Consider the following 26,184-nt stretch of genomic DNA (forward strand, 5'->3'; position numbering starts at 1 on the left):
ATGATTTTTTGTATCTGCTTGATTCCACATTTGTTTGAGGCAACTGAGAATATTCATAGGCTTAACTCCGTTTTAGCCTCATTGGGATGTTGCCAGTTGCGTACGTCGATCTTTCCTGTAACCGCAGATGAAATAAGGGCTGTACGGCGTTCTTGCATCAGTTGAATGGCTGATTCGGCTTTATTGATTAAATTATCCATTTTGATCAATTCAGCTTGTAGAAATTCAATTATGTTCTCTTGTTCAGATAACAAAGGTAGAATAATTTTGACATTTCTTAGACTATCAACACCTACATTACCTTGAGTATTCGAGTTAATTTGTTGCTGAATGGCTTGTAGGAAAGCTTGAGACTTCAGATAGTAAGATAAGTACTTCCCAGTTGTTCTATTCGAATTAGATTTGATAGTTACACATGAATATGAAACTAAAAATTCTTTATCTATATCTACGTAAGATAATGTTCCAATCGTTGCATATCGAGCAAAAATAATATCGTCTTTAGTTGTTTTAATTTTTCTCGATAATTTCTGATAATCAGAATATGCAACTTGCTTACAACTTTCAAAATCAATATCGCTGACGAAGTCTTTTAAGTCGCCCGTCATAATATAGGGAATACCCACATCTACCGAGCTAGGCATATAGTGATCAATATCACTGACTGTATTTATAGCATAATCAAATTTAAGAATTTCCCAATGCTCAGGCACTCGCCCTAACCATTCCACACCTGAATCTTTCATCGCTACATCAGAATTTAAACCTTTGGTGACGGCATGGCTAATCACGGCTTGACGCTTTTCTTTCAGCAGTTCAATCAGCTTTTCTTGTTTAGCAATTAAAGTGTCAATTTGTGCAGTTTCATAGTCGAGGAAGTTGGCAATATTAATCTGATCTTCAAAAAATGGAGCTGAAATTTTTAATGATGCTACTTTTTCCTGATTGATATTCGGTTGCCCACCACCTGATGACAATTGAATAATTTCATTCTTAAATGCCTGCAACCAATAAAAAACATATTTATTATTCAATACTTTTGAAGTCGTCATTACACAACACGCTTGGTTTGTTGTGGCTTCAATACCAAAAATTCCCAATCGTCCAATAGTTGCGCCATACATTGCTATTGCTACTGAACCAATAGGGTATTTTTTTAAAGTCGGAAACTGTTCTATTGTTCGTTGAGATACCTTTTTCTTAGTATCTAAAATTAGATTTTCTCTCAACTCACCTGTTGTTACCCAAGGAATATTTCCTTCAAAGTTTTCTTCATTAGAGGTTGAAGGAGTTGTACCTGATCCAATCTCGGTATAAGCATGGCTCAATTTCCACATTTCCCAATCATTAGGAATCTCACCTAACCATTCAACCCCTGAATCTTTATATTCAGCATATTTCTGATACTTTGCCATTAAGAATGCACCTCTTGTAGAAGTGCCATAATTTCACGGCTCACTACATCCAAATCTGAATCAATCTCAGCTAAATCACGTGGCGGCTCATACACATAAAAATGACGGTTAAACGGAATCTCATAACCGACAATACCAATTTCACCATCTTGCGCATCACGCTTATCGGCATTAATCCATGCATCAGGCACATGCGGTTGGACTTCACGCTTAAAGTAAGACTCGATTAAATCCGTGGTGCTTTGGCTTGGGTCAAGCGCAATATTTTCCGCATCACGCAAATCACCATCCTGCACAAACTCAACCACTTTGCCTTTATAAGCAAACTGACCGTAAAGCGGATTTTCTGCACCTTTAATGACTTTATTGATCACTGGCTCAGCATCGACATTTTTCCATGTGATCGCATCTAAGAACTGCTTCTTCTCTTTTGTTTCCAATTTAACATTGGCATCTTTTAACGCTTGCTTGAGTACATTATCAAAGATATTAAAGTCATCACATTGCGCCGTACCCATCTTCGCTTGCAGGCTTTCGGCTTTACGCATCAAACTGCGCTGCTCTAACCACAGTTTTGGCTCAAGCACGGTCTTGATATCTTTTTCTTTCAGCTCGCTAAATTCCGCTTTAATCAGCGCACGGATTTCCACCTCAAACTCGTCAAGCTGACCATAAGTGTCTTCTGTCCAGTTCGTAGCGTATTGCGCATAGACCTTTTGCATCACCGCATTAAACGGCTTCGGTGCAAAACGTAACGATGCCACGGCGTCATCACTCACCTGAGCAGATAAACGCAATGGACGTTCAATAGTCACACGGCGGTAACCAAACTCGTAACTGTTAAAGATTTTACTGGAAAAGGTTTTAGCAGCTTCATTTTTAGGATTAGCCGATTGACGACCACGATTAGATTTAACCTCTGCGGGTTTATCCAGTTCACGCGCATCTGTCACTTCAAAGTCACCATAACTGCGGGTAATCATCGCGATATCATCTTCGCTCATTTCATTACGTTTAGAGCCAAGCGACTTACGCATTTTGCTGTACAGGTTACTACCATCAATCAGCTGTACTTTGCCCTTACGTTGAGTCTCTTTTTTATTGCTGAGTACCCAAACATAAGTCGCAATACCGGTGTTATAGAACATATCGGTGGGTAGCGCGATAATCACTTCCAACAAATCTGCTTCTAAAATATAACGGCGGATTTCACTTTCACCACTGCCCGCACTGCCTGTAAACAATGGTGAACCATTCAAGATAATACCAATACGACTGCCTTGCGCCGTGCTGTCGTCTTTATTGCGCATCTTGCTGATCAGATGCATCAGAAACAGCAAAGAACCATCCGATACACGTGGCAAGCCTGCACCAAAACGCCCTTCAAAGCCTTTTTGCTCATGCTCGTCTTTGATGTCCGATTCGATCTTTTTCCAGTCCACCCCAAATGGCGGATTCGATAGCATGTAGTCAAACTTCTCATAGGCCAACTGGTCATTGGATAGCGTATTACCCAATTTGATATTACGCACGTCCTGACCTTTAATCAGCATGTCTGCTTTACAGATCGCATAAGACTCAGGGTTTAACTCCTGACCAAAAACGCGCATCACCGCATCTGGATTATGCTCATAGACATATTCAGAACCTGAGGATAAAAATCCACCCGTACCCGCCGTCGGATCGTAAATAGTCCGAATAATACCGTCACCATTCAGCACATCATCATCCTTGCTGAATACCAAGCCTGTGGTTAAGCGAACGATGTCACGCGGGGTAAAGTGCTCCCCTGCGGTTTCATTTGAACCTTCGGCAAAACGGCGGATCAGCTCTTCAAACACTAAGCCCATTTCATGGTTAGATATATTTTTTGGGCTGAGATCAATTTTAGGGTCTGAAAAATATTGAACGACTTTGTAAAGCAAGTTGGCATCATCCAGGAGACCAATAAATTCATCGAACTTAAAGTGTTCAAAGATTTCACGTGCATCTTTGGAGAAGTTTTGAATATAAGTATTGAGGTTTGAACGGATATCTTTTTGACCCAGGCTGCCTAAATCCAGCTCGGAGGTATTAAAAAATGACAGGCCATTGGTTGCCTTCAGCAGCATCTTTTCTTTGGCTTCTTCTGGCAGTGGCATGAGTTTCACTTTTTCATTGGCTGCCAATACATCTGCCTTACTCGCTTCAAGTACACACTCTAAACGGCGCAACAGCGTAAACGGTAAAATCACACGACCATATTGCGATTGTTTGAAGTCACCACGCAGGAGATCGGCAACCGACCAGATAAAAGCTGCTACTTGTGAAAAATTATTATTTGTCATTAAAAAATACCGCTAGCACTCAGGCTATAAAAACTTGAAATTTATAGTTTCATTGTGCCTGATTTACAAAGGATTTTACTAGCCTAAAAATGGGACAAAAGACGGTAATTTAGTATAACAATCGGCTTTCTCGGTATTGTTGAAAATAAAGAAATCTACAGTTTCACGCTGAATGACGAGCAATGGATGAGACTGAAAGATAAATATAAAAACCTCAGCATGTTTATGCCATGTTGCCAGACACCCGCGATTCACAAGAAAAAAACTGGGAACACAATTTCTTGCACATCAATAAAGCCCAAATAGCCATCGAAACTCAGTGGGTTGATCAGACCATTGAGGAAACAAAGCGCTGTCAGGAAAAATATATTGCTTCAGGCACTCGAGCAGTCTGCTTTATCCGAACACCCCAGAAAAGCAAATGGGATTTTATGAGCTAACAAAAATAATTTCATAAAATCCTACGGTGAGTAACAGCAGGCTTAATTGTTTTTTTAAACAACTCTTAGAAATTCAAGCATAACGGATAGCTCATCAAAATATTTTTGTCTTTCGTATTTTTTATGAACTATCAAAAAGTTTCTATGGTGCAATTTTAAACAATAAATATTAAAGTTTTATTTTAATCAATAGAGAATTTAAAATGAAAAATGATCTTTTTATTAATCCTAAAATTAAACAAATTGGTTATTCACTGATTCTAGATTTGAATATTCAAGATGGCTATGGTTTAAGTAAATTTCTAGCTGTTAATCACTGTCATAAGAATCATGATGCGCTCTTAATCTGGCTAGATCGACTGTTAGAAGAAAGTGACAGGAAACTAACAAAACAAGAGATTAGAAAAAAGTTCTTTGAAAAAATACCAGAGTCAATGGCAAATTACTAAAACAGGATTCTATCCTGTTTTTTATATTCATCTGTAATAAATTTCTAGCTAAATTATAAATACTTTATACTCGCCGTATGCAATATGAAAATTTAACTCGATTTAATGATGAACAATTTAAACGACTCGTTGGAGTTTCTGGCCCATTATTATTACAACAGGTTGAACTTGCAAAGAAAAAAATCTCAAAGACCCTCCTCTTCATGCTTAAAGATAAATTCTCATTAACTTTTAAACATTTAAACCATCATCGAACTTAAATTCAGTTATCTTAAAAATACAACCAAGCTGAAAACAATGCGAATTGCAGGTCAACTTAAATGTTTTAGAATACTAACAGAGCATTATAAAAATAGACGAAAACGGTTTTATTTAAGAATGATTTTAACTTCGATAATGGTAAATTTGGCACTCTTAAATTAACTCTTTCAAGAAAAGTCTATTATACTTATTGCTTAATTCTGATCTTCTCTTTTTTTTAATTTTTAATAATATCTTAATAATCAAATATTTTTCCGCTTAAGTTTTGACTAATCCAATAGGTTTATTATAATACCTATTATAAATCACACTAAAGATAAAATTTAATCTTTTAGTTCTTTATAAAATACATTATTTTTAAATAAGATCCGAGGAAAATATGTTTCAAGTACCTGTAGAATTTGAAAATAAACAAGCATTACTTTCATTAAAACTAAAAGAAATGCGAGAACATAATGTGTTTTCTTGCATTAAAAATGTGAACGATTTGCAGAAATTTATGGAATGGCATGTTTTCGCTGTATGGGATTTTATGTCATTGGCAAAGCGATTACAGCAAGACTTAACGTGCGTTACATTACCATGGATGCCAAACGAGAATTCAAAAGCAGCCCATTTGATTAATGAAATTATTCTAGGAGAAGAAACTGATTCTCTGCCTAACGGTAAAGTTTGTTCACATTTTGAAATGTACCTGATTGCAATGTCAGAAATTGGTGCTTCAACCGCAAAAATTGATGAATTTATCAAAACAGTACAACAAAGCAGCCAGAGTGCACAAATAGCGGTAGCTGACGCTTTAGAAAACTTGGAAGTTGCCCCTGCTATTCAGAATTTCGTGAATTTCACTATTGAAACAGCTCTGAATGGTAAAACCTCTCAGGTTCTTGCCAGTTTCTTTTATGGTCGTGAAGACTCCATCCCTGAAATGTTTAGCCATTTGCTCAATACCTGGGATATTAACCAAGCTGATGCTGAAACCTTTGTTTATTATCTGAATCGTCATATTGAGTTAGATGGTGACAAACACGGACCCGCGGTGAAAAGAATCATCAACGACCAGTTTAAAGAAGATTTAAATTCTTGGCATGAGCTGTTCGATAGTGCAATTAAATCGGCAGAACTTCGCATTGAACTGTGGGATGCTCTGGAAGCGCAACTCAAGGCAGATTATGAATTGCAGCAGCTATCAGCTTAATCATGTGAAAACTGACCTAACAGCTCTTCAGAGGTGGTTCATTCAACTCAGTAAAACGACACCCCTCTTTCTCACAGTCTGTATTAGCTAGTGAGTCAGATTGTAAAAGTCTTTGACTCTATCGAAAAGCCCATTTTTTAAATGGGCTTCCTAAAAATCACCCACACAATCTAGTTGCTTACCGTAAGGGAGATTTATATTTATAATTGTATAAATTGTATAAATTGTATAAATTGTATAAATTGTATAAATTGTATAAATTGTATAAATTGTAATCGAGTATTTATAAAAATTACATAAACAAATTTTAAAATCAAAGGTTTTTATTTAACTGATATTTATAAATTGATTTTTTCACCCATATATTAATATCTGAATTTTTTAATATATTAAAATTTTTATCACCTATATGATTTCTTATCTTTTCAAGTACTTTATCATCGACTAAATTTTTACCCAAGTAATAAAGACATGCTATTGCCCAACCAATATCATGCATTGGGTACTGTAATAATCTTTTATTACTTGTATGTATAAACTTAACCCTAGCACCACATATATGAATCTCGCGTGAATAACCACTGGTTAGAAAAACTCTTGTTAGCGGCATTTGAGTACTTATACGAAATCGGTTAGCTGCATCTGCACCATGTAATTGTATAACTTCTTTATTTTTTTCAATTATCTTTTTAATCACATCCATTGTATCAGGTGGTAATTTTCTCCCTCCTAAAAATTCAGAATATTCTATTTTGTAATAGATACCTTTATAAGCGACATTAATAACATTTTCTTTTTTCAGCCTCCTCAAAACTCTATATACATTATTTTTACTACAAGAAAAACTCAAATCATCAATAACAAAAACATGCCCAACTTTCATTCTTTGTATTTGTAAAAATATTTTTTCCACTCTTACCAAATCCCTTTTGAATACTACAATTAAAAAACAATTTATCACTAAATATTTTTATTTAAATATTTCTTTAAAATAGATATTAACTGAATTTCAATCAACCTTTAACTCAATTAAAGGCCCTAACCGATTCACATTTTCTTGCATGAGAGCAATTTGATTGATGTGTATATGCCTATACAAATTTCTAATAGCTAAAGGCTGAACAGTATCAGTATAAAGATCATGACTTTTATGGATCTGTTCAAAAAATTTCGTAGTGTTATTGTCCACATGGTTTCGGTTGATTTCATTCCAGCATTCAGGAATTAATATCGACATTGTTCTACGTTTAAGGAAATGAGCAGCGATGTTCAACCCGAATGGATCAAAATCACCATAAAATGCAATTTCAGCATGTTCGGGAAGTTTGGCTAGTAATTCAAACACCTGACGTGCATTTTGACCCTGACCACGATATAAAAATAGACTGTCTTGCCATTTTTCAGGTAGCTGTTCATACCAATCAAACAGTCTCGTCAACATCGTTCCATTTTCAACAATAATCAGTTTTTCAATCTTATTGCAACACAACACATGGGCATGAACCGTGGGCACTAAGCCCTTATATCCAATCGTTACCTCTTCCTGTTTTAATGGCAATTTTGCATGCACCGATGCAAATACAAGTTGATCGCCGAATACAGAATATCCACCAGACTTTTCATCTTTCAAAAAGTTTAACAAATCCATACGATCAGATTCTAAATTCAGAGACTGTTCAGGAGCGACTTTAACCTGTTTTGCATAGATACAGCGCTCCAAATACTCCAGTTCTTTGGATGTAAGGTGAAGCTCCTTACCATGGACCGTACCAATCTGATAATCCTGATGAACTTTTTGCCAGGTTTTATTGAATGCCATAGACCGCTTTTTTAATTGCAATGCCGTCTGAATTACCGATAGTTCACGTATACCAAATGTCACTCATGTTCTCCTATCAGGCAATCTGTTGCAATTTATCAGTTCGAGAAAGGATGACATCAGATACACAACTATTTCCATCAAATATAGGATCTATAGTTTCGACAAATTCCATGTTCAATTTATCTTTGAATCGGTTTCTATAGTGGCTGGTTAAAGCGATCAGCCAAAAATCGATATCGCATCCTGGCATTAGCAGCTCATATGTTTCAACGCCACTCAATTGTTGATGTTTTCCCCCATCCACAAGCAATGCATCAAAGAAATTACTCGTAGCAATTTCTAAAGCAGTTAAAGGCTGTTCAACAACCTCACTCCCTTCTCTAACATCTGGCAGATTTTCTTGATTTTTATTCTGCTCTATCCGTTTTTCACGCTTGGCAAATACTTTTGAGCCAAGTTCACGTAGCGTTTCCTGTTCTTCATCAGCATCCAGATCTGCATAGCTGATGAGTTCACTGCATGGCACATGATAAAAAACTTCTGACGCCGTCGCTTCATCAAACTCCAGGTTTAATGTAGATTTTCCTTTTAAAAAGCGGTGGAAAGCATCCACCATGTTGCTTTTTTTCTGCGAAGATAATTCTTGTTTCCAATCAAACAACTGCTTGTTTAATTTAGAAGCACTGTATTTCACCTCTTTACTACAGATAATGAATACGGGGATCAGCTTATTTACCACCAAACTTTCAAGATCTTTATCTGAAGCACCAAGCTCAAGCATTGCGTTGGTTGAAAGTGCGCCCATCACTTCAGTCAATGAACTTAAAATCCTGATGGTTTTTTCAATGCGTTGAATACGGACCTCAAGATTGTTAAACAATGCCAGGTCTTGAAGTGCTTGGGTGGAGAAATCATAGCAGCTCTCAAAAATAGTATTGGCTAATTCAACAATACCTTCACTAATTTCATCCTTATAAATTTCAGCATCTTCTACACTTTTGAGTTTGGTCGTTTCAAATTCACTGATATTGGCACGAATATCTGAAATAAGTTTATGAATCTGTTTAGAGCTGTCAGTAACCCTACGTTTTTTCTCATAATACGTTACGAATGAAATCACGTGGTTGTATAAGTTAAAGCCATTTTTTTCAGTGTTGAAATAGCCAAGTTCTGCTTTATTCAATACTTTGATTAAATACTCATTGTCATCAGTTACAGGCACAATTGCGTTGTTAAATACAATCGCATTACCGATATGCTCAATGTAGTTGTTGAGCGCTTTTGCCGCTTTGGCTGCTGGATATTCCAACTCACTCATATCAGCTCGCCCTGCTCCGGTTCAGGTATTTCATCGTAATTGATGCCATTAAAAGTACAAATGTATTCTAGCTCATCATAGAAAACAGACCACTTAGCTGTCGCAATATAAGTCGTGCCAGTGTTACCGGTTGGATGCAGATATTGATTGCTGACAAGGTATTGAAGCACAGAGCTAATCTGCTCTTTGGGTGAGGTGGATGCCTTACCTAATTTGATGACTAACTCTTTGAGTTGCGACATAATAAGTGGAGATCGTTCAACCTCAGTGATGAGTTCACCATAAGTCACCGTATCCCCACATTGCATGATACGGCTATTGTCTTTTATTGAACGGCATAAGCGAAGCCAGTCATTCAAGGGCTCCATTTTCGACACAATTTCGCTGAACTGTTTTCTTAGAAGTTCACGGGTTGCTTTGTTCTTGCGACTTTCACTAAAGACACAGTAGAACCCATAATTATCTTTGGTACGGACACACTTTTTTCCCATCCAATCGAGATAATTATTTATTTCCTCCAAGACCAGATCATCTTGGAGCTTGTGGTAGAGATCTTTGTGGACATGTTCATCAATAATTCCCCCAGAAATTAAAACATTTACAATGTCAGAAAAAATTGATTTAGCAATTTGCATAATAGGTCCCCACTAGGCTAAAAGCGGATTAGGTTTTTCGTTTTTCTGGGTTTTAAACTTGCGTATACCGAAGTTTCGGTCGATATCATTCTTATGCACAAAGCTTTCACTTAATTCACTGGATAAGTTCGGCTGAGCGCAGACCAGATAAATATTCTGCTTTTGCATCAACTCGAATAATCGCATTGTATTTTGTGAATCAAACTGGCCGATTTCATCGAGTGGTACATGGATGACTGTATTGATATCTGGACATAGTTTTCGTGTTAAAGCCGTAAAGATAATAATGACAATTAATCGTGATAAACCAGTACTACTGCCGGAAAGCAAATCAGAATCATTGTTCACATAAACCTTACGGTTATTTTCCTCATAGCTGATACGCAGTTTGACTAAAGAGCGGATATCGTCAGTCTGAACATTCGACTTTTCTAATGCTTTAACAGCTGATTCAAATGACCGTATTAGCTTCTCACTCGGTAGTATGAGCTGAGATGATTCCTGAATCGCTTCTTCATCCAGATCTTTTTCAAAGCGATCTAACTGCTCATAGACATTGAGGCCATCAAGTACAGAAAGTAATTCAATCTGAATATTACCTAACGCTGTAAATGGATTGGTTGTATTGGTTTGCTCCGTAAGATCCTTAGATATCGCATTCAGCTTACGGCGGAATTTAGCCAAAGATTGCCCATAATTACGTAAATCATAAGCAGCCAGTTTAAAACTATTGATCGTGAGGTTTTCTTTAGTGGGAATATCCACCAACAGCATATTTTCGATTTCTTTCATACCGTAAAGATCATATGTGGTGGTGTTCACATTACCTAACAGCGCCATACGATTTTCCCACTGCTTGTAGAGCTCGAAATCACTATTCTGGCGTAAAATACTTAGTACTGTATTGAGGGATTGTTTCAGCTCCTTGAGCTGTTCTTTCTGACGATTAAGATGATCCTCAGTATTCCGGTAAAACCATTCAAAACTAACCGGCTCAGCAACCTCAAGCTGTTCAATATGCGGAATACCTTCCAGTACTGAATTAATACGGTTTCTTAAAGAGGCTATCTTGGTATTTTCCTCTTCAACCTGCTGAAGATTGCTTTCAATAAGGTTAACTTCATGACGTGATTGTTCTTTAAGTTTTTCGGTTTTGACATTCAGTTTGTCAAAATTTTGTCGGAAAGCATAAATTTCTTGTTCGAGATTTCCGATTAAGGTGCAGATCCCCGTTTTACGAGAGTATTCCTGCTCGAACCAAATCTTGTACTGCATCAAGATGATTTCATAATCTTTCACGATATGACATTTATGGTTCAGTTGTTTTAGCTGATCCTGTGCCTTTTGATAAAGTGTAGTATCCAAACCTTTTTGCTGCAATTCACTATTACGTAAAGATTCAAGATCTATGAGTTTATTATCACATTTATGAATCACAGATTTAGATCTTTCATCCAACATTGCTTTACGTTCTAATTGTTCTTTAATTTTGAAATCATAACTCTGCTGAATTTGGTTTTTTTCATTGCCAAAACGATCATGAATCATTTGGCGTTCTACATTTACTTGTTGATTGAATAATTTTAATCGCTGACGAGCCTGATCACGTTGTCCTTCAGCTAATTTTCTCCGATCCATTACATTTGTTTGGATCTTTTGCTTATATTGCTCAAATATACGCTGGGTACTATCAAATGTTTCTCGGCATTGACGCAGCTCATTCTGTAATTTAATGAGGTTTAGCTCAAAATTCTGAACTGCTTTGGCAGCTGCAGCCACTGCTTTTTCAGTATGGCTGTATTTTTCTTTAGCCTCTTCCAAAATAGTGGTTGCCTTTGCAAGGCGCTGCTCCAATTCATTGAGTGATTCGGCTTCAACCGGAAGATCCAGCTTGGAAGTATCAAGATGAAGGCCATAGAAACTAACATGTCCGCTTTGTTGTTCTGAGTCCCAAGAAGGCTTCAACCCGGTATGCAAAAATAATTTAGGATTAATCAGTTTGGCAATGTTGTGTTTCCAATCGTCTTCAGGACATTGTTTCAGAAAGCTCAATAATGTATTTTTCTGATACAAGATATCTCTTAACTGATGTTCCGTTTGTGTAGATTTATCTAAATGGTGTTTAGCTGAATCAAAATCTACATTAGCTCGAGTGTGCTCGCTTTTTAGGCGTGATAAATCAGCGTTTGCTGTGTTGAGTTGCTGTTCCTTATTCCGTATCGCTTTTTGGTGAGTGTGTAGATTCAGCTGGTACTCTTCGATTTGCTGTTGCTCTTCCTGAGTATGATTAGATGCTTCAGCAATCAAATTGTTGCAGTGATCAACCTCATCTTCATAAAATTTGCGCTCATTCTGTTTGCTTTGCTCGAAAGCATTAAGCTCATTTTTTTCATCCAAAGCCAGTTGATCTACTGCATGAGACCTATCCTGTTGCAAATTGTGTATTAAATTAGAAACCTCATTCTTACGTTCATGAATAGCAGCTAAATCTCGGTCTTTTTCTTCCAAGGCATTATTTTTAAGTTTTTCAAATTTATGAACAATTTCTTTCTGGTTCTTCTCTAACTCATCCACATAACGGCGCGCATCTTCAGCTTCCTGCTTGTACTTAGCAAGATTACTGAATTCTTCCTGTTTTTTCAGAATGTCAGCATTTTTATATTTCTGCTCGTTTTCCTCTATTAAAGCTAAACTATGTTGTAAACCTTCCAACTCACCTTTCGCCCGTGATTCATTGGAGCTATTCGCAATAATCTCATTTTCAATCACCTTTAATCCAGCTTTGGCATGTTCAATAGTTTGGCTTCTCTGATAACGAAGCTGTGCGATTGTCGTATTATTAAACTCTAGTTTATTGAGTGCCTGACCTCGATAAGCCTCCAGCAAAGAGTAAGTCTGCATTAAAGCATGTCGCTGCTCGATCCCCAGTTGCAGTTTTGGCTTTTCCTTATCAAACTCCCGTAATGTCTGAACATCAGCAATGAGGCTGGAAGAATTCAGCGTATTTGAGCGCTGATTCATCATCTGCTCATTTTCTAAAAAAGCATCAACCAACATGAGCTTGAAGTTATCTAACAGGTTAGTTTTATTTAGGGTGATCTGGGTGGATGCCCCAATATGCTTTAATTCATGGCCTTTACCGCTAAGAGAGAAAATAGAAGCAAGATCCCTCAATTTGAAATCACGATTCAGACGTTTTTTATCGCTAGTTAGAACCGCTACATAATCCAGGCTATTGTCGATCTGTTTACTGACGTAATAACCTTTAATTTCAATTTCTTGCAACAGACTTTTTACCGTCTTGTGTTGCTTATGGAATTCGATAGAAGATTTTGAAAAAACAGTCTCAGATGCGCTGCCCTGAATAAAGCGATAGCATTGTTTATCCTGATTACGGTAAAAAACAGCACAGCACAGTCCCATCGGTGTGTTGTATTCAAACACAATCATGCTACGCGCATGAGGGAGATAATAATCTGTAAAATTGAGTTTATTGGCAGAGCGATCCATTAATCTGTCTGGACGGGCCCCATAAAATATTGGGATTAAATTTAAGGTAGAGGTTTTTCCTGCACCATTTGCACCCGTTAAATTAGAATTTCCTTCACCTAATTCAATTTTTGTAGAATTATTTGGTAAGTATGAATCATAGAGATAAATATTTTTTAGGCCATTCAATTCATGCAAGTCATTCATTTAACATTTTTCCCAGAAGAATTATTCAATATTGCTTAGGGCAATCTACCCTTTTATCTTATTCAAATGCCCAGTAAAAAAAATTCAAACCTAGCAATACATTTAGCCATATACATTATTAGGTAATCTTAGAAGATAGTATCAAAAAATGTAATAGTTTTAGGGACTAATGCTTGAGACAACCAATTTCCAAGCCAACAAACCTTGCATTTTTTTTAGCATGAATTTGGGGGTTACCTAAGGGAATCGTGTCAAAAAAAATGTAATACTTTTTTTGATCAAATCCACTCGATCTGGGTCTTCTTCTTATAAACCTTACATTTTTTGATCAAATCCAGTTGAGGAGTGGTAGCCAAGTTTCGGTATCCATTCCATTTTAAGACTTCTAAATAACCTTTCTGTAGGTGCATTATCCCATGAGCAGTATACTGCGCAAGGCCTTTGCGACTCATACTTTGTACCATCGCATATTGTTGCAGCCTATGCCTGTACAGATGACTTTTATACTGGCTGCCTTGGTCAGTATGGAATATCACGCCTGTCGGCTTAGCTCTGCATCGCCAAGCATTATCTAATGCTTGGGTGAGCCATTCATACAGTTGTTGCATCACCGGTTGACTGTGCTGTTGCCGGTATTCGCGGCGTTGTTCCGCTGTACCATCAGTCTTTTTTCTTAATTCTGCTTCTATGGCATACAGTTTCTGAATCAGCACTAATGCCTGTTCAGCGACCTGACTTTTCCCGGTCACATGCAGTTCATAGAATTTACGACGTGCATGGCGGAGGTGCTTCTTCTTTGACTGGAGTCGAATGCAGCACAATGGGAAGAAAGTCGACCTGTAGACTGGATGGGGTTGTTAATGCAGGGGGAATTGATCTGGACTGGCGAATCCATTTATGCAACAGATTGGCATTGACCTGATGTTGCATTGCTACCTTGGCCACTGATGTGTCTGGCTGCTGGCACAGCCCGACCAAGTGCTGTTTAAATTCAGCTGTAAAGATTCGGCGGTTTTTTTAGTGTTGGTGTACTGTCTGAGACTGTCTTTAAATCCATAAATAGGTGTCCACTTCAAAATTTAAGTGGACACTATCGCGATATTAATGAGTCAGAAAAAGTGGAGTTCAGCGGACGCTTACTTTGGTATTAGATTAGACCTTGCGAAAGTAAAAAATTGTTTATACTCGCCCTATGAAATATGAAAATTTAACTCGATTTAACGATGGGAAATTTAAACGACTCGTTGGAGTTGCTCGCCCATTATTCTTAAAAATGATCTCCGTGTTAAAAAAAGCTGAACTTGCCAAGAAAAAATCTGGAAGGCCGCATTCTTTGTGTTTAGAGGATCAATTATTGTTAACTTTAAACTACTTACGCTGTTATAGGACTCAAATTGAGTTATCCGCTGACTATAATCTCACTGAAAGTAATGTGAATCGTACTATTCATAAAGTTGAAAATGCTCTGATTCAATCACGGATTTGTGCATTACCCAAAAGGAATCAAAATTTTAGTGAGGGTGATTAGTGCCGAGTGTACAGAGTTTGTCTGCCATCCAGAAGGCGAATCCATTAGATACGAGATTTGCATTCAGACCATACTGCAAAGCGACTGAGGCGATTGAAGTGTTGGATTCTTTACAGGCTTGAACAATACTATTTTTAAATTCATCACTGTATGTTCTTCGCTTTTTGGAAGTAGATATGGTTGATGCATGGATATTTGTGGTCATAAATTAAGTCCCCACTTAAAAATAAGTGGGAACCAAATTAAGGCTTATAGGATAGGTTGGATGCTTACGGTACACACTCCTTATTGAACCAATCCACCTAGTTTAATGTAGTAAGTTGTACTCCTCCTAAACCTTAATTAAAAAATTGGCGGCTACTGATTTTCACCTTATTTCTTCTAAAATTTTATTTTTCACCCAATTTGAAAAGTCGTTTTGACTGTCTGCAAAATAGAAAATATCAGCTTCATTCTCGAGATTAAAACTTATACTTTTGACTTTCCTCTTAACTTTTTCATATTTCATATTTATTGCTATTTTTCGCCAATTTGTTTGACATGCAATGTCATGAGCGGCAGCGAAGACATCTCCCTCATCATCGTCATGCACACATATTTCAATATTATCTGCATTTAGAATACGGATTTCTTCCATTTCGATTTCTTTGTTCATATATGAAGTAAACCCAAAATATATTGAGATACCATTTTTTGATTTTATCTCGATATTTCCAAAAACCTCATCAGTATTAGTATGAGATCGATCCATTAATATTTCGCAGCTAATAACACGCCAGTCTGTTTCTTGTTCGAGTTCTGAAGCCAACATTGGAATCATATATGATCCTTTTTTAAAAGTGATCGTAATACGATAACATGTATTTTCATTTTTTCAAGACCTTCGATCAATATTTTTAGCAATGGGTGCTACAAAATTTATTCATGCTCCAGCTTGCTTTAGATACCCCCGTGATCGTGATGGCTCTTTTTAACCACAGATTATTAAGAAGCATCAAACGCGCATTACTAGCATAGATGATCAAATTCTTTCGCTATATGCGAAAGGAATGACAAATAAAGAAATTGTTGCTTTCTTTAAAGAAATGTACGATGCAGATGATCTGCCTCTCTTATTAGTAAAGTGACGGATACTGTCATTGAACAAGTGACAGAATGGCAAAATAGAACACTCGATAGTCTTTAGCCTTTCAAACACTGGATGTCGTGATAATTGCTGAGTCCCCCGAAATGGATGATTCTTATATTCAGGCATCACCGGAAACTCTGCATTCCTCACTCTCAATTCAAAGCTCAATGCATCAAACCAGTCTTTATCAAAGCTTTCGTCATGAAGTTTGACCAGCTCGTTTGCCTCTACCGGGTACGTCACCCAGAGCTTAAGAATAAATCTCCCCATAAAACTTACTCTGCCCCACGTTTGATTTTTCTTTTGGCCTCCTCAAGACACTTTTTAAGCTCGTCGCCCTTAAGCACATCGTGGGGTTTAAGCTCAACGCCATCACCATAATCAGCAAGAATCTTCTTCTCGACAATCGTTGGCTTCTTCCAAATCGCCTGATGCTTGCCTTTTTCAACGTACTCTTTGACTACGTCAATGTAATTATCTTTAAATGCCTGATATGCTAGATTACAGGCTCTTTCAACATCCTTTGAAGACTGAATTGCACAAAACATTTCAGAACAGCGATCATACGCTTCTTTTTCAGCATTAGTAATTGGATGGTTTTTATTATTAAACCACTTGATTACATTCGATAAGGCAGCATGTTGCCGTTTGAATGAATCAGCAGCTCTTTGCTGTTCAGTGTGAAATCCGGTGATACCAAGACACCATTTGCGGAACATTGCTGGATCTGGACAAAAACCGCTATCACGAACCGTATTCAATCCAGTTAAGATCTGTTCACGAGTCAGACCCCTAATGCAGATTTTTATCGCTTGATTGATCGCCTCTAGAGGAATACCGTCAAAAGTCTTTTCAAAGGAACGTGGTACAATTGCTTTTAGGATTCCAACAAGATTAGCCGATTTAATTGATTGAATAGAATGTTGTGGATTAGAAACCATAGCTGTCATCAGCTTGCTCCTCGTTTGCGATCAACTGTTGAATCTCATCCCAGCGAGACGACTTTTGATTTTTTTGTGTAAATTTGAATAGCGGCTTAGGCTCAAACAGACCTTGATAGTTACCAGTGATTGATGTTTTTAAAGCCTGATTATTTCTCTCAAATCCCCACTTTTGGAAATCTTTATAGATCGTATTCAGGGCATTTTTGGTCAGTTTTGTTTTTGCTATTTGAGAACGAAATGAAACGTACTGCTCCCAGAGAGCAGAATCACAGAGGTTTTTGAATGTTTCAGATGTCAGCTTCATGACTTCGTCATAAGGTAGCTTTCGTGCTTTGTCTTTGCGTTCTTTTTCAGCTTGCGCTTTTTGTTGTTTTACAAAGATTAAATAAGCATAGAAATTAGCTTTCAACGGATTTTTGACGCGAAGCGACTTAATTAATAATTCTATAGATATAGTTCTATAAATTAATTCTATTGTGTCTTCAGTTTTGGAAGTGCTAGCGCTTTCATTTTGGAAGTAGTGGCGCTTCACTTTTGAAAGCGCTTCACTTTTGGAAGTAGTGCTTTCATTTTGGAAGTGCTCAACTAGTGAAACCTCATTAATCTGGTATTCATTACCCTTTCTATTTTTTTCACTAACAACCGAAATCACACCTAAATCTAGTAACTCCTTAAGACCTCTTCTGACTGTAGCTGTTCCCATTTTCTTAGAACCAGGCAGCTTTCCGCCTTGTAATTGTGAATAGCTTACGTGGTCAGTGACCTTGTCTTGAAAGCCGTTAATACGATCTTCAAGCTCCGCATAGATATTTCTTGCAGCGTCGGTTAAAAAAGGTCGTACCTCATACCGGTATAGCCGGCTGGACATGACATAGCCTTTTTCGAACTTATCGGCCATTTTTTTACCTTTGTTGAATGAGACAATATTATCCTCATCCTTTTTGAGTGCTGTCATACTGCACCTCTAAAACTAATAGATGTGCCTGAATCTAGCAGCACTTGAAAAAAATCTTTGTTGTAGGTTAAAAAAATATAAAAATAATCAATATGAGTTTAAATATTAATCAAACCTTATATTTCATCCCGTTCATATTTTTAATTTTGGCTATCTTTTCATTGTCGGCAATATATTCAGTACATCATACAAATACGCATACCAATCTAGCCATTCAGTTTTGTTTATTGAATCTAAGTCGTAATGTCGGCAGCTGCTGACCACGGCGCGATTCTGCAAATAGCCTGTTCTTGCATCACATTAAAAAAACCGCAACTTAGGCGGTTATTATTGATTTTTTCATAAAGGTAAAACTACAACCAGCTCTAAGAACCTATCCAGAATATTTTCTATGCAAAAGTAACCTTAAAAAGGCTAAATTAACGAATTGTAGGCTCGTATTTAGGTGCTTTTCACAGTTTTTCCAAAGTCTTCTGCATTTTTCCAACCAAGCAAATGATCTTTCAACAACCCAGCGTTGAGGAATGACTGCAAATTTATGTAATTCACTTCGTTTAGCAACTTCAACTCGAGCTCCAATTAAATTCTTAACAGCCAAAGAAAAGGGTTCGCCTGTATAACCACCATCAACAAGTACAACCTCTACATTTTGTAAAGTATCTCTATGTATAGTTATGGCATCTAATGCACCTTCTCGACTAATGTCGCTGGGATATGGTTTTCTCATGGGGGAAATTTAACAAATTATTTTTTCAATTGCGAAAAAAGAATGAAATTAATACTGGATAGATTCTAAGACGAGAGGAAAAAACTAAAAACAAGGAAGTGTAAAGAATTAAGCCAAGTTTAACTTGGCTTAATTTTAGGATCATGCTCTAAGTAAAAAACCTTATGTAGTTAAAATGCCCAGACCATTTTTAACGTGGTGGAATGCCCTTCAGGACGATGCTCCACTTCAGTTTCTTTCAGGAACTTGGCTTCCAAAGACCAGTTATCACGTTTGTATTGGATGGCAGGACCAACTGCCAATACCTGACCTTTTCTGCCAATGCCTTCGCTATTCAATTCATCTTCAGTGGTCTGTTTAAAAGCATAGCCTTCTAGGGCCAGCTTCAGCTGATCATTCAACTGATAACCGACGCTATAATCCCCTGCAAAATACTCACCCGATTGATAATTCGTGTCGTCATTCTCTGTATTAAAGCTATAAGACAGTTTAGTTGAAAACTCCCAACCTTGCGGCTGCAAATACGAGTAGGCAAAAATTGGACGAATGGTGTGATAGTTTTTGCCTAAATTGGCCACCACAGGACGGTCTGGGCGCGCATCATCATAATCACCTGTCGCCAACACACCTTCCAAAGCCGCAATACTGTGATGATTACCTTTATGCCATCCCAGCATTGCACCAATAATCAGATCTCCCAAACCACTGTTAGAATCTGACATACTTGCCGCATTTAAACGCAAATCAACTAGAGGCTGTGCCGCATACAGTCCCAACTGTCCGCCTGCAACTTGTTGCGGAGTCATCCATACCAAACGTGGAATAAAAGCATTGACATCGACATGGAAATTATCCGGACCATTTTTAAATTCGCTGGCGTGATAATTTTGATAATAACTGAGCAAGTACACACCTGGCGGTGGTAGCGCCCCTGCTGCAATCCCTTCTGCACCAAGTGCGAAAGAATCTAAACCGTTTTCTGTTGCACAAACATGTGTCGCCAAGCCACTTAACAGCATGAGTAACCATATTTTTTTATTCATAGAACATCCTATTCAATAGAAATTTTAATGCAGTCGGTTCGCTCTGCTTGAGTCATTCATGCACTCGCGACAGACTTCTGGGAATAGCATCACTAATTGAATTGATGATGCTATAAAGACAAAAAGAAATTAGATAACAAGTGAGCTCCGGTATTTAAGCACTGGCGCGACGGCGTTCCACCTCAGTTGAAGGGGCATTATCTACATCTTTCACCAATTCAAAATTAAAGGTGATGTTTTTATACGGCTTATCTAAACCACGACGTTGAATTTCTGCAGCATCGTTTACATCCACTGCGGTTGCCACCAAACCTTCACGGGTGGCAAAAGCAAAGTCATCCCACAGGTATTGATCACCTTCAATATTAAATTGCGTGGTCAATTTACGGAAACCTGGTGCAGAAACGAAGTAATGAACGTGCGATGGGCGGTTACCATGACGTCCAAGCTTATTCAATAAAGCTTGAGTCGTACCATCTGGTGGGCAGCCATAGCCAACTGGGATAGTAGTTTGAGCCACATATTTACCCGCTACATCACTGAAAATGGTACGGCGTAAGTTAAAGTCAGACTGTGTTTTATCAAAGAATGAATAATTGCCTAGGCCATTGGCATGCCACACCTCAACTTTGGCATTTTCAATGATGTTGCCATCGGTATCCGTCACGGTACCTTCAATAATTAAGGTATCTAAATGATCTGATTCTGAACCATCATCCATACGGGCAAAACCGACTGATTCAGGTGCACCTGCCACATAAAGTGGTCCTTCAATGGTACGTGGTGTACCACCACTCACACCTGCTTTGGCATCGGCTTCATCGGCACGTAAATCTAGGTAATGCTCTAGACCTAAACCCGCAGCCAATAAGCCCAATTCATTGGCTTTGCCTGCATCAGTAATATATTCCAGACCTTTCCACACTTCTGAAGGTTGAATGTCCAGATCTTCAATGATTTGGAACAACTCTGCGACGATACGTACCACAATCTGCTGTACACGCTGATCCACCGGTCGCGTAGCAGTGTCGACATTCATTTTCTTCACCAAAGCATCAATTTGTTGACGGTCCATGTAACTCTCCTTGGCTATTCTTAGCGCTGCTAGGTTTAGTATTGCTGTTTTTTTGGCTTTTACTTTTTTTACACTGCATGTTGCAGTGCTGTACTTTTAGGAGACTCGTACCACTGCTGATCTAGCATCGGCACAGCCCTGTTTCCTGAGTAATTTTTTATTCGGTATAGCTTAGAAATATTTTTTAGATATGTTTAAACAAGGCTGAACGTGCCTGACCACTGGCACCATCGGCAGCACTTAAGAAACGCTCGGTATGAATATCACGTTCAAACAACCGGCTTTGCATTAAGGTCGAAATCGCCGAATCAATCATCACCGGTGGGCCACATAAATAGGCTTTATGTCCAGCACAACGTTGCTCAAAATAGTCGGCAACAGCTTCATGCACATAGCCTGCAAAACCTGTCCAGTGATCTTCTGATTTAGGTGCATTCAATGCAGGAATGTAACGGAAGTTTGGATAGTCTTTGACTAACTGTTCAAACAACTCACGGTTATACAGTTCGGCTAAATCGCGTGCACCTTGGAACAGGTAAATGGTACGGGTATCACCTGATTCAAGTAAATCTAAAATCATAGACTGTGGGCTCGATAAGCCCGATCCACCGGCAATAAAGATCGCATCTTGATCATCGGATTTACGCACAAAGAACTGTCCGTATGGTCCTGAGATTTCCAGTTCATCGCCTGCTACAAGTTGCTCATGCACATACGTTGTTGCACTACCGCCTACCACATGCCGAATATGGAGCTCGATAATGCCGAGTTCACTTGGGGCATTGGCAATTGAAAAAGCGCGTGTGCCTTCAATGCCGGGGAATTGTACGTTAATGTATTGCCCCGCCTGAAAGTCCATCGGATGGTCTAACTGTAAACGTACGCCTTTAATGGTTGGAGATAAATCACGGACTTCAATGACTTTGGCCGAATAGTCTTGTACCAAATAACCCAGGAAATCAGGGTCTTCATCGACATCGGCTTCAATCACCATATCCGATTCCGGCTTACAGCAGCAGGCCAGCACCTTATTTTCTTCACGTTCCAAATCCATCAGGGCAAACGGTGAAGCCTCGCCCACATCGTAATAGCCATCGGTCACTTGAACTTTACAAGTGCCGCAAGTGCCATGTCCGCAGGCAAATGGCAACCAGACGCCCTGACGCAAAGCAGCATCTAAAATGGTTTGATCCTCTTCAACCTCAATAGTTGTGCCAATTGGCTCGATCGTAACTTGATAGCTCATTTGTGACCTCCTGTCTTACTCTTTATTGTCTTTGTGTTGCTGTTAATGTCTTAAACGTGTGCGCCCTTGTACCCATTCAGTCCTGGGGTCACAAAACGCAGTAGTGATTTTTGATCGAAGCCAATTTCTGCCAAGGTCTGTTCAGGGCGTGGCTGAATTACCTGTTTGTTTAAAGTAAATTGCACTTCATCCCATTTAATGTTTTCAAAGTCAGGATGTTGATGGAAACCCGCCTGCATTTGCTGATCCAAAAATTCCTGAAAGGTTTGCTGCGGCGAAACCAACATGGCGTGTGCAGAACAATATAAAGTGTGATGATCCCAACCCACATACACCAAAATGTTGTCGCCATAGTGTTTTTGTAGGTCGCGTGGTTCAAAGTCGTAATCTGGGCGAATAGCGCGTACTGACATGGTCATTCTCCGTATTGGGGTGGTTTGAGCCGCAAATGACTCAAACCGAAATCCTTTTAAATTTGAATCTTGAAATAACTTAAATTTTAGATATTTACTTTAGATAGTGAATGAGCGTTAAGCCGCATCACCTTTCCATTTTTTCCAGCGTTGCTGGTCTGGTGAACCTTCAATATCCAAGTTATCTGCACCGACATTGAAGCGATAATATTCGCGCAGCATGTTTTCCAAATCTAAGCCACCACAGTTGCCTTGTAGAATTTGGTTCACTGGCAACCATGCCTGCACATATTTTTCAGGTTCACGTTCAAAAATATCGTGACAACCATCTGAACAGGTGTGGTAACGCTCGCCTTTATAAACAGACTCACGATACGTAAACATGGTCGGATCGCCATCCATTTCGGTGAAAGTCATTGGCACTTGGCAAATTTGGCACAATTGCGGTAAGCCTGCGCTGTAGAAACGCTTGCCTTCTGCTTCCATCTTGCGTGCTAACTCCCACTTTGGACGGTAGTATTTGTCAAAGGTGTCTGGATATTTTTCAGATAACCAATCCATTTCCTGATCGGTTGGAATCCAAGTATGGAAACCTGCTGCATGACCGAAGTTATAGAAAATCCACCACGCTTGATGCGACACGTGTTCTTTTTCTTTGGTAATTACTTCTGAATATTTCGGCATACGAATACCGTAACGGCTCAAGTCTTTAAATAACGCACCGCCCGCTTCTTCAAAGTAGGTTTCCCACGCTTCTTTCCACGACATCACTTTGTTTGGCAGCATGTAGTCCATCATCATGCCAACTATAGATAACAGACGAGTCCCACGCCAGAACCACTTATCAATCCATTCCTGTACGATTGGCACGTTATCTTCGTGTTGTTCTAACAAGAATTTCACGATTTCTAGACCTAAAGTCATGTGACGTGCTTCATCGGACTGTGCACTAAAACCAAAGGTGACCGTTGCCATATCGCCATTGTGTGCTGCACCTGACATGAACGGTACGAACAACAAGTTGGTCAATACATATTCAAAGGCAAAGCTAATGGCTAACAAGAACTCAAACGGCCCTGCTGAACGCGCATCTTCAAAGAAAGATTTTGGTACAGACAAGTACCAAACGCGGTCATGCATGTGCGACCAATCCTGAAAACCATCAAAGAATTTGTTGTAATGGCTCATGGCATGAATTTGCGTCTGCACGTGACGTAATTCATCAATCGACTGCATTTGTGATGCGATACGTGCACCTACACCACTGAACTGACGCCCTACATGTGCATAACCTTGGAATGCCTGATATTCAAGCGGAGTTACCGCAGTTAAAAACAGTTTGATGGCATTCAAATAACGCTCATTGGTCACGTTCATTTGACCGTTGTTTTGTGCAAAAGCATCAAAAATGGCGTAAAGTTTTTTCTCTTTTTCTGCCTGATACTTCCAGTAAGCATCCATGGTTAAACGGAATGGATCTTCCCATTTAGACCAGTCTGTAATTTTAATGCCTTCAAATTCTTCGTATGGAAAGGCTTCTTTGCGGTCTGCATAAGAAAAGTCCCAATCCAAGTCACGAGTAAGTGCGCGATAACGGTCTTTGGCATTCAGTTTTTTTGCTGGGGTTTTAACTTGTGAATTCATGCTCATCATCCTTAAATTTTTTAGCGGCAATCTATGCAGCAATATGTTCTGGCGGCACTGTACTCAAATTGGCTCAGTGCACATCCTTATTCCTAGTTCCAGTGCAAACGGAAACTGTCATCATCTTCTTCGACGTTGCCGCCCAACGTAATCATGTTGAGTTGTAAAGACTGAATATCCCAATCTTGTCCAAGTTTTTCAGATACCGTTTCTGCTTTAACAATCAGACCTGTTTCGCTTTCTACCCGAATCATGGCTGGCAGATATTGAATCGTGGCATCTGGGTTGTCTTCTTCAATCGCTTCAATGATGTAGCGCGACGTGTCATTGTCCTGTAATGCGAGATAAACCTTAGACATGCTGCTTCTCCTTAAGCCTGCAAAATTTGTTCGAGTTCGATGCCAATTTTTTTACTGCGTTCCAGCAGTTTTTGTTCTGCAATGTCGACTGCATCTGCAGACAACGCCTCAGCTGCCCACGCTGCAAATGCCGCTTTCACTTCAGGTAAATATTCGGCTAACCACTGGCTCAACAATTGTTTGTTATGTGCAGATTCTGCAGCTGCGGTTTTAAATACGCTGTCTGACCATTTGCGTAAATCTGCCATGGCTTCCTGCATAAATTCCATCAGCATCGCCAAGTCACGCGCCTGATGCTGTGCCAACCACTGATCAAACTGGGTGTAGACCAATTCACTCATAAAGCTGTCAATCACCAAGTTTTGTAATAAAAACAGTTTGAAATAGTCTTGTTCAGTCAAGCTTGTTTCACACAGTTTGCGCAGTTCTTGCCAAGCTTCATCCTGCATCCACGCTTGTTTGGCTGGAATTAAAGATTCACCAGTATTGCCATCCAGCGCCAAACCGACGCGTGAGATGTACTGCGCCATGCCTAAACGATCCATCGCGGCATAAATACAGGCTTGGGTCAGTACCGTACCGTAACCATAAGCACTGCCCGACATCATGTGTAAATTGGCAGTCTGTTCGATATGACGAAACGGCAAAAACAAGGCAATCACTTTGGCTTTGACATCTTCAGAAATATGCTCTGCCAACTGACGCTTTTCAAAAAAGCTAAAGTTACTTTCGGCAATGTCCTGCAAACGCGCACGATGCTGCACATAAGTTCCGTAATAAAACTGACGCGGGTCTTTAAATGCGTACCAATCCTGCATTTCAATTGCAGTATGGGTTTTATCATTTAAGGTTTTTTCAGGTTTCCACAGCGGACGATAGTGAAAGTTGGTTTCCGCCTGAATATCAAAACTGACTTCCTGATAACGGGTGGCTGGCTTGTTGCCAAAACGGCGCTCAATATAGGCATAGTTTTGACGAATTGGCTCAATACCCGCTGTTTTAATTTCTAAAGTCATCGCTTATCTCCTTAAGCATTCAGTGTTGATCTTCATGATCAATGTTGTATCGCTGTGCACCGACTAAAGTGTCGTGTTCAATGCCGTAACGCCATTTGTCTTCTTCAGCATCATTCACGGCTTGCTGTTGTTCGCTCATTTCCACCACTTGATTGGTTGCGCAGAACTCGCGGAATGCTTGCTGCGGTAACACCAACTCCACATATAAAGTGGGATCGTGAATGGCAAAGTCGAACTCGACAAATGCGGCATTAATATCGCCCGTTACCCGAATATATTTGGTTAAGGGCAATGCGCCTGTTGCATCCTTCATATTGTTCTCCTACAAGATCTGATTCATTCAGAACTTGCTTCAGTTGCTTCATGCATCTGTTGCTTACTTTTACTATTACAACAAGCGTGCCAACTTTATAAAAACATTGAAAAACAGCAACTTAAAAAATCTGAGTGTTTTTATAAGAATTTGGATTTCATGATTTGATGAATTTTGATGTTTAAAAAATTTAAGATTTCATGATTTGATGAAATACAGCCCGTACAGATA

Annotated in this window: 22 protein-coding genes and 5 pseudogenes; 5 read left to right on the plus strand and 22 right to left on the minus strand. The window is 38.9% G+C overall.

Features of this window, described 5'->3' with window-relative positions:
- Positions 1–53: 53 nt before the first annotated feature.
- Both FTT75_RS06760 and FTT75_RS06765 read right to left on the minus strand, forming a co-directional pair.
- Positions 54–1,415: a restriction endonuclease subunit S gene (locus tag FTT75_RS06760; protein ID WP_180186147.1), complete on the minus strand. Its 1,362-nt coding sequence runs from the start codon at positions 1,413–1,415 to the stop codon at positions 54–56.
- Positions 1,415–3,742, minus strand: coding sequence for a class I SAM-dependent DNA methyltransferase (locus FTT75_RS06765; protein ID WP_180186148.1), 2,328 nt, complete (start codon positions 3,740–3,742; stop codon positions 1,415–1,417). Before FTT75_RS06765 ends, FTT75_RS06760 begins: the two co-directional genes overlap by 1 nt.
- 230 nt (positions 3,743–3,972) lie before the next feature.
- On the opposite strand from FTT75_RS06765, the gene FTT75_RS06770 reads away from it, so the two are divergent.
- The 3 genes from FTT75_RS06770 to FTT75_RS06780 all read left to right on the plus strand — a co-directional run bounded on the left by FTT75_RS06770 (position 3,973) and on the right by FTT75_RS06780 (position 6,090).
- Positions 3,973–4,182: a hypothetical protein gene (locus FTT75_RS06770; protein WP_180186149.1), complete on the plus strand. Its 210-nt coding sequence runs from the start codon at positions 3,973–3,975 to the stop codon at positions 4,180–4,182.
- 203 nt (positions 4,183–4,385) lie between these two features.
- Positions 4,386–4,631, plus strand: a complete 246-nt coding sequence (locus tag FTT75_RS06775; protein ID WP_180186150.1) for a hypothetical protein — start codon at positions 4,386–4,388, stop codon at positions 4,629–4,631.
- 640 nt (positions 4,632–5,271) lie between these two features.
- Positions 5,272–6,090 (plus strand): DUF3050 domain-containing protein, encoded by an 819-nt coding sequence (locus FTT75_RS06780; RefSeq protein WP_168526624.1) that lies wholly within the window; start codon positions 5,272–5,274, stop codon positions 6,088–6,090.
- A gap of 313 nt (positions 6,091–6,403) precedes the next feature.
- Here FTT75_RS06780 and FTT75_RS06785 read toward each other — a convergent pair whose 3' ends face one another.
- From FTT75_RS06785 to FTT75_RS06815, 7 genes and pseudogenes are all read right to left on the minus strand, one after another.
- A complete protein-coding gene (locus FTT75_RS06785; RefSeq protein ID WP_180186151.1) occupies positions 6,404–7,003 on the minus strand; it encodes a DUF6088 family protein in 600 nt (199 codons plus the stop codon).
- A 96-nt stretch (positions 7,004–7,099) separates the two neighbouring features.
- A complete protein-coding gene (locus FTT75_RS06790; RefSeq protein ID WP_114837862.1) occupies positions 7,100–7,972 on the minus strand; it encodes a DUF2399 domain-containing protein in 873 nt (290 codons plus the stop codon).
- A 13-nt stretch (positions 7,973–7,985) separates the two neighbouring features.
- Positions 7,986–9,230 (minus strand): hypothetical protein, encoded by a 1,245-nt coding sequence (locus FTT75_RS06795; RefSeq protein ID WP_180186152.1) that lies wholly within the window; start codon positions 9,228–9,230, stop codon positions 7,986–7,988.
- Positions 9,227–9,865, minus strand: coding sequence for a hypothetical protein (locus FTT75_RS06800; protein ID WP_104469925.1), 639 nt, complete (start codon positions 9,863–9,865; stop codon positions 9,227–9,229). Before FTT75_RS06800 ends, FTT75_RS06795 begins: the two co-directional genes overlap by 4 nt.
- A gap of 12 nt (positions 9,866–9,877) precedes the next feature.
- Positions 9,878–13,561 (minus strand): ATP-binding protein, encoded by a 3,684-nt coding sequence (locus tag FTT75_RS06805; protein ID WP_180186153.1) that lies wholly within the window; start codon positions 13,559–13,561, stop codon positions 9,878–9,880.
- 578 nt (positions 13,562–14,139) lie between these two features.
- Positions 14,140–14,346 (minus strand): annotated as a pseudogene (locus tag FTT75_RS15970) (transposase); the annotation flags it as partial.
- Positions 14,327–14,539 carry a transposase gene (locus FTT75_RS06815; protein ID WP_257230345.1) on the minus strand — a complete coding sequence of 71 codons (213 nt, stop codon included), beginning with the start codon at positions 14,537–14,539 and terminating at the stop codon, positions 14,327–14,329. The gene FTT75_RS06815 and the pseudogene FTT75_RS15970, both read right to left, overlap by 20 nt.
- 214 nt (positions 14,540–14,753) lie before the next feature.
- Between FTT75_RS06815 and FTT75_RS06820 the strand changes: the two are divergent.
- Positions 14,754–15,065, plus strand: a pseudogene (locus FTT75_RS06820) (transposase family protein); the annotation flags it as partial.
- Positions 15,066–15,135: 70 nt separating this feature from the next.
- Here FTT75_RS06820 and FTT75_RS06825 read toward each other — a convergent pair.
- Together FTT75_RS06825 and FTT75_RS06830 are read right to left on the minus strand one after the other, a co-directional pair.
- Positions 15,136–15,294, minus strand: a pseudogene (locus tag FTT75_RS06825) (transposase); the annotation flags it as partial.
- Between the two features lie 162 nt (positions 15,295–15,456).
- Positions 15,457–15,909, minus strand: a complete 453-nt coding sequence (locus FTT75_RS06830; RefSeq protein ID WP_180186155.1) for a hypothetical protein — start codon at positions 15,907–15,909, stop codon at positions 15,457–15,459.
- 127 nt (positions 15,910–16,036) lie between these two features.
- Here FTT75_RS06830 and FTT75_RS06835 point away from each other — a divergent pair.
- Positions 16,037–16,272, plus strand: a pseudogene (locus FTT75_RS06835) (transposase); the annotation flags it as partial.
- 221 nt (positions 16,273–16,493) lie between these two features.
- On the opposite strand, the gene FTT75_RS06840 reads toward FTT75_RS06835, so the two are convergent.
- From FTT75_RS06840 to FTT75_RS06890, 11 genes and pseudogenes are all read right to left on the minus strand, one after another.
- A complete protein-coding gene (locus tag FTT75_RS06840; RefSeq protein ID WP_180186156.1) occupies positions 16,494–17,168 on the minus strand; it encodes a hypothetical protein in 675 nt (224 codons plus the stop codon).
- A complete protein-coding gene (locus tag FTT75_RS06845) occupies positions 17,149–18,117 on the minus strand; it encodes a hypothetical protein (RefSeq protein ID WP_180186157.1) in 969 nt (322 codons plus the stop codon). The genes FTT75_RS06840 and FTT75_RS06845 overlap by 20 nt, the downstream gene beginning before the upstream one ends.
- Positions 18,118–18,490: 373 nt before the next feature.
- A pseudogene (locus FTT75_RS06850) lies at positions 18,491–18,814 on the minus strand (transposase); the annotation flags it as partial.
- Between the two features lie 200 nt (positions 18,815–19,014).
- A complete protein-coding gene (locus tag FTT75_RS06855) occupies positions 19,015–19,887 on the minus strand; it encodes a transporter (RefSeq protein WP_180186158.1) in 873 nt (290 codons plus the stop codon).
- A gap of 154 nt (positions 19,888–20,041) precedes the next feature.
- On the minus strand, positions 20,042–20,962 hold the full coding sequence (gene catA / locus FTT75_RS06860; protein WP_180186159.1) for a catechol 1,2-dioxygenase: 921 nt from the start codon (positions 20,960–20,962) through the stop codon (positions 20,042–20,044).
- A gap of 184 nt (positions 20,963–21,146) precedes the next feature.
- The gene (locus tag FTT75_RS06865; protein WP_180186160.1) at positions 21,147–22,208 is read right to left on the minus strand and encodes an NADH:ubiquinone reductase (Na(+)-transporting) subunit F; all 1,062 of its coding nucleotides are present in this window, start codon (positions 22,206–22,208) and stop codon (positions 21,147–21,149) included.
- A gap of 50 nt (positions 22,209–22,258) precedes the next feature.
- On the minus strand, positions 22,259–22,621 hold the full coding sequence (locus FTT75_RS06870; protein ID WP_104853300.1) for a phenol hydroxylase subunit P4: 363 nt from the start codon (positions 22,619–22,621) through the stop codon (positions 22,259–22,261).
- A 117-nt stretch (positions 22,622–22,738) separates the two neighbouring features.
- Positions 22,739–24,265 (minus strand): aromatic/alkene/methane monooxygenase hydroxylase/oxygenase subunit alpha, encoded by a 1,527-nt coding sequence (locus tag FTT75_RS06875; protein ID WP_004971966.1) that lies wholly within the window; start codon positions 24,263–24,265, stop codon positions 22,739–22,741.
- A 92-nt stretch (positions 24,266–24,357) separates the two neighbouring features.
- Positions 24,358–24,624, minus strand: coding sequence for an MmoB/DmpM family protein (locus FTT75_RS06880; protein ID WP_004971969.1), 267 nt, complete (start codon positions 24,622–24,624; stop codon positions 24,358–24,360).
- Positions 24,625–24,635: 11 nt separating this feature from the next.
- Positions 24,636–25,640: an aromatic/alkene monooxygenase hydroxylase subunit beta gene (locus FTT75_RS06885; protein ID WP_180186161.1), complete on the minus strand. Its 1,005-nt coding sequence runs from the start codon at positions 25,638–25,640 to the stop codon at positions 24,636–24,638.
- Positions 25,641–25,659: 19 nt separating this feature from the next.
- Positions 25,660–25,953 carry a phenol hydroxylase subunit gene (locus FTT75_RS06890; protein WP_004971972.1) on the minus strand — a complete coding sequence of 98 codons (294 nt, stop codon included), beginning with the start codon at positions 25,951–25,953 and terminating at the stop codon, positions 25,660–25,662.
- Between the last annotated feature and the right edge of the window lie 231 nt (positions 25,954–26,184).

Origin of the sequence: Acinetobacter sp. YH01008 (genome assembly GCF_013420435.1) — a bacterium.
Classification (GTDB): domain Bacteria; phylum Pseudomonadota; class Gammaproteobacteria; order Pseudomonadales; family Moraxellaceae; genus Acinetobacter; species Acinetobacter pseudolwoffii.

Bases quoted from the DNA above. Each gene is read 5' to 3' on its own strand.
- FTT75_RS06890 (WP_004971972.1), bottom strand. From the start codon at position 25,953: ATGAAGGATGCAACAGGCGCATTGCCCTTAACCAAATATATTCGGGTA.
- FTT75_RS06760 (WP_180186147.1), bottom strand. From the start codon at position 1,415: ATGGCAAAGTATCAGAAATATGCTGAATATAAAGATTCAGGGGTTGAA.
- FTT75_RS06770 (WP_180186149.1), top strand. From the start codon at position 3,973: ATGTTGCCAGACACCCGCGATTCACAAGAAAAAAACTGGGAACACAAT.
- FTT75_RS06865 (WP_180186160.1), bottom strand. From the start codon at position 22,208: ATGAGCTATCAAGTTACGATCGAGCCAATTGGCACAACTATTGAGGTT.
- FTT75_RS06845 (WP_180186157.1), bottom strand. From the start codon at position 18,117: ATGACAGCACTCAAAAAGGATGAGGATAATATTGTCTCATTCAACAAA.
- FTT75_RS06840 (WP_180186156.1), bottom strand. From the start codon at position 17,168: ATGACAGCTATGGTTTCTAATCCACAACATTCTATTCAATCAATTAAA.
- FTT75_RS06780 (WP_168526624.1), top strand. From the start codon at position 5,272: ATGTTTCAAGTACCTGTAGAATTTGAAAATAAACAAGCATTACTTTCA.
- FTT75_RS06805 (WP_180186153.1), bottom strand. From the start codon at position 13,561: ATGAATGACTTGCATGAATTGAATGGCCTAAAAAATATTTATCTCTAT.
- catA (WP_180186159.1), bottom strand. From the start codon at position 20,962: ATGGACCGTCAACAAATTGATGCTTTGGTGAAGAAAATGAATGTCGAC.
- FTT75_RS06775 (WP_180186150.1), top strand. From the start codon at position 4,386: ATGAAAAATGATCTTTTTATTAATCCTAAAATTAAACAAATTGGTTAT.
- FTT75_RS06830 (WP_180186155.1), bottom strand. From the start codon at position 15,909: ATGATTCCAATGTTGGCTTCAGAACTCGAACAAGAAACAGACTGGCGT.
- FTT75_RS06885 (WP_180186161.1), bottom strand. From the start codon at position 25,640: ATGACTTTAGAAATTAAAACAGCGGGTATTGAGCCAATTCGTCAAAAC.
- FTT75_RS06855 (WP_180186158.1), bottom strand. From the start codon at position 19,887: ATGAATAAAAAAATATGGTTACTCATGCTGTTAAGTGGCTTGGCGACA.
- FTT75_RS06795 (WP_180186152.1), bottom strand. From the start codon at position 9,230: ATGAGTGAGTTGGAATATCCAGCAGCCAAAGCGGCAAAAGCGCTCAAC.
- FTT75_RS06800 (WP_104469925.1), bottom strand. From the start codon at position 9,865: ATGCAAATTGCTAAATCAATTTTTTCTGACATTGTAAATGTTTTAATT.
- FTT75_RS06870 (WP_104853300.1), bottom strand. From the start codon at position 22,621: ATGTCAGTACGCGCTATTCGCCCAGATTACGACTTTGAACCACGCGAC.
- FTT75_RS06880 (WP_004971969.1), bottom strand. From the start codon at position 24,624: ATGTCTAAGGTTTATCTCGCATTACAGGACAATGACACGTCGCGCTAC.
- FTT75_RS06875 (WP_004971966.1), bottom strand. From the start codon at position 24,265: ATGAATTCACAAGTTAAAACCCCAGCAAAAAAACTGAATGCCAAAGAC.
- FTT75_RS06765 (WP_180186148.1), bottom strand. From the start codon at position 3,742: ATGACAAATAATAATTTTTCACAAGTAGCAGCTTTTATCTGGTCGGTT.